The sequence below is a fragment of the Veillonella sp. genome, assembly GCF_019414865.1.
Lineage (GTDB): Bacteria > Bacillota > Negativicutes > Veillonellales > Veillonellaceae > Veillonella.
Window position 1 is genome coordinate 1 of the sequence record NZ_DXLG01000150.1, and the last position, 3,337, is coordinate 3,337.

The window sequence follows — 3,337 nt, forward strand, 5'->3', positions numbered from 1 at the left end:
AGTTGCGAGAAATGTCCTTTGCCAACATCATCGGCATGGTAAAAGAATATCGCTCTCTATATGGGTTCTATTCTGATGATCTCGTAGGCGATTATAAACGGACTATTGATCGTTTGCAAAAGGAACAGCGCGCAGCCATTGAGCAACAGTTTTCTAGTTTTGGGAATGTTCTTTATAGTGAACTCCATGACTTCTTGAACCATGGTCACGAATGGATTGCCGCCTATGATGAAAGCTTAGCCTCCGTACATGGCCTAGATTTTACGGACCTTATCTGTGGTGTTCATCGTCTATTCCAAGATCCTGTAGTTCGGGAACGTTGGCGTAGCCGTTATTGCTATATCTCTGTAGATGAAATGCAAGACACAGGCGTACTAGAGTACAAGGTTCTAGAAATGCTGTGGGAAGGTAATCACGTCCTATTATGTGGGGACTATTTCCAAACCATATACGAATGGCGTGGGTCTGATCCATTCCGTTTGCTCAAGCAATTTGATGCGGACTTTAAGCCTTTAAAAATCATTTTCTATGAAAATTACCGCTCTAACTGGACACTCTTTACGATGGCTTTCAAAACATTGCAGAATATGTTCCCTGATCTGGTAGGATCTATCTATACTGAATTGCCTCGCGCCAATAGTGAAAGAAAGGGTAAGCCTGTTCTCATAAAAGGCTGTAAAAATAGCTATCTTGAGGGCAGATATATCTATGAAGCTATCTGCGCCTTGCCAAAGGATGCCAATATTGGCGTTTTAGTACGAGATAATAAAAAGGCGCAACGACTGAGCGACTCTTTTGAACGCCTCAACAATGAAAAACCTGAAGACGAACGTCGTCACTTTATGATTATTGATGAGTTCAAATTCTTTAGACGTCAAGAAATTAAAGACGTTATGGCTTACTTCAAACTGCTTATGAACCCGAATGACTCCGTCAGTGCTAAGCGTATTATAAAACGCTATGTTGCTGGTATCGGTGGCGCTCGTATTGCAGCCATTGAAAGCCCTGAAACGCGTCAAGTGGGCTTAAAATTGACGGACTTTATGGATATGCCTATCTTTGAAGCAGAGCCTTATGCGAAGCTCGTCAGTGGTTTAGAACATCATGAGGTTGTGGTGTATGACGTAGAAAGTACTGGTACCGATACGTCTCAGGATCGTATCATTCAAATTGCGGCCATCCGCATCGATGAATATGGGCAGGTCCTAGAAACCTTTGAACGTTTTATCAATCCAGGCGTACCTGTGGGACAATCCGAAGAGGTACACGGCTTCTCCGATGCGTATTTACAAGAGCACGGTGAAGATCCAGCTACAGTGCTACAAGCCTTTAAGGAATTCTCCAAGGGTGCTATCATCGTAGGTCACAATGTAAATTATGATGTGACTATCTTTACCAACGAATTGGCACGTCATAATTTAGGAAATCCTCAGTTCAAGGCGATTTATGATACCTTAGATATTTATCGTCGTTTTTACCCTAATTTGCCAAATCATAAATTGGGCTTCCTAGCATCCGAGTTCCCTATCCATCATGAGCCTACGCACAATGCGATGGACGATATCTTGGCCACTGCACAGCTTTTAATCTATGCGGTGAAAGAAAATATCGTGCCTACCACAACAGGCCGTATGGTGGCGATTAACAAATATAAAGCGGCTTTCACCAATATTGCGTCCCAAATGGCGACCTTGCGGAGAAAGGCCTATACGGAATTGCCAACGAAGTTATTGGCGTACATTATGAACCAAATGGGGGTTCTAGAGTACTACAAATCCCATGGGGAATCGGCGAAGGTAGAGCATATACGGGATCTATATCGCATCATGGAAAAACTAGATGCAGCCTATGAAGGCCCAGCCGGGTTAGCTCGATTAAATCAAATCTTGCAGATGGCGGCCCTTACAGCAGGTGAGCCTGCCCAACAGGTACGCAATGAAGATCGCATTCCAATCATTACCATCCACCAAGCTAAAGGTAGCGAGTTTGACCACGTGTTCTTGGCAGGCCTCAATGAAGGAACCTTCCCTAGTCCTTTTGCTATTGCAGAAGGTCGTGAAGACGAAGAAAAGCGCTTGTTCTATGTGGCTATTACACGACCTAAACAAGAGCTGACTATTACCTTTGAACAAACGAATATACGTGGCCGAGCTGTTCAACCAAGCTCGCTACTTAACTATATGCCACGAGACCCTGAGCTCGTAGAAAGGAGATACTAATGGCGCGAAAAACACATCGTCCAGATGATATTTTGTGGACCGTAACAGCTGCAGATATAGAGGCTACACATAGCGAGAAACAAGATATTACACTTGGTGCGGTACTAGATACTAAATATCCTCGAAAGTCCTTAGTCAAGCTATTTGAGGAAAAACTAATCCACATCAACGGTCATAAGGCAACGCCAAAGGATGTTATCTCCGAAGGTGATGAGATTTGGATTGCTATGGCTAAGGAAAAAATCGATTACGAACCAATTGAAATGGATCTACATATCTTATATGAAGATGTTGATCTCCTCATTGTGGATAAACCGACTAGTATGACAGTAAACTCTAAAGACCAAGTATCTCTTGCTAATGGGGTAGCGTACTACTTCAAAGAAAATGGCATTAAGCGGAAGGTTCGTTTCTTGAACCGCTTAGATAGAGATACAACGGGCTGTATCGTAATTGCTAAAAGCGGTTTAGCCCAAAGTCTGTATCAACAGCAAATGGACGATAATACCTTTGAAAAGTGGTATATGGCCACTGTAGAAGGTATTGTAGAAGCTGATGAAGACTCTTTAGTATTGCCTATGGAGCGCAGTGCTGATGGGATTCATTATGAAGTAAATCCTAAAGGAAAAGAAACGCGCACCGATTATTCCGTCCTATGTAGACATTCTTCACAACCTGTGGATAACTCTGTGAATAAGTCCCAAAATTCTGTGGATATGAACCAAGAAAATGTGGATATAGAATTACAAAATGTGGATAAACATGGTGTAAATGTGGACAAATCTGTGCATAACTCATCAAAATGTGGATATACTGAGGTTTTAGTTCGTTTGTACACAGGGAAAACACATCAAATTCGTGTGGCCTTTAGCCATATCGGTCACTCTCTTGTAGGGGATACATTATACGGCGCACAACCAACGGGGCAGCCCTTCCAATTGCGTGCTCAGAAGGTAGTATTTACACACATGCGCACAGGGGAGCGCATTACGGTTACTGCCTGAGATTTTAGTTTTCTGATTCCCTAGTTTTGTGATATATAACTTCATATTGATGAACTCGATTAACTTGCTATCTATTGCGTAATGGATAGCAAGTTTTTTATGTCTATATATTCC

The 3,337-nt window shown here is 42.4% G+C and carries 2 protein-coding genes; both read left to right on the plus strand.

The genetic code is table 11. From position 1 onward, the window contains the following. Positions 1-2,219, plus strand: a 2,219-nt coding sequence (locus QZ334_RS07550) for a 3'-5' exonuclease (protein WP_295233317.1), incomplete at its 5' end; no start/stop codon positions are given. Beyond that, entirely contained in the window at positions 2,219-3,223 is a 1,005-nt protein-coding gene (locus QZ334_RS07555) for an RluA family pseudouridine synthase (protein ID WP_295233321.1), read from the plus strand. The genes QZ334_RS07550 and QZ334_RS07555, both read left to right, overlap by 1 nt. The last annotated feature ends 114 nt before the right edge of the window (positions 3,224-3,337 follow it).

Bases quoted from the DNA above. Each gene is read 5' to 3' on its own strand.
- QZ334_RS07555 (WP_295233321.1), top strand. From the start codon at position 2,219: ATGGCGCGAAAAACACATCGTCCAGATGATATTTTGTGGACCGTAACA.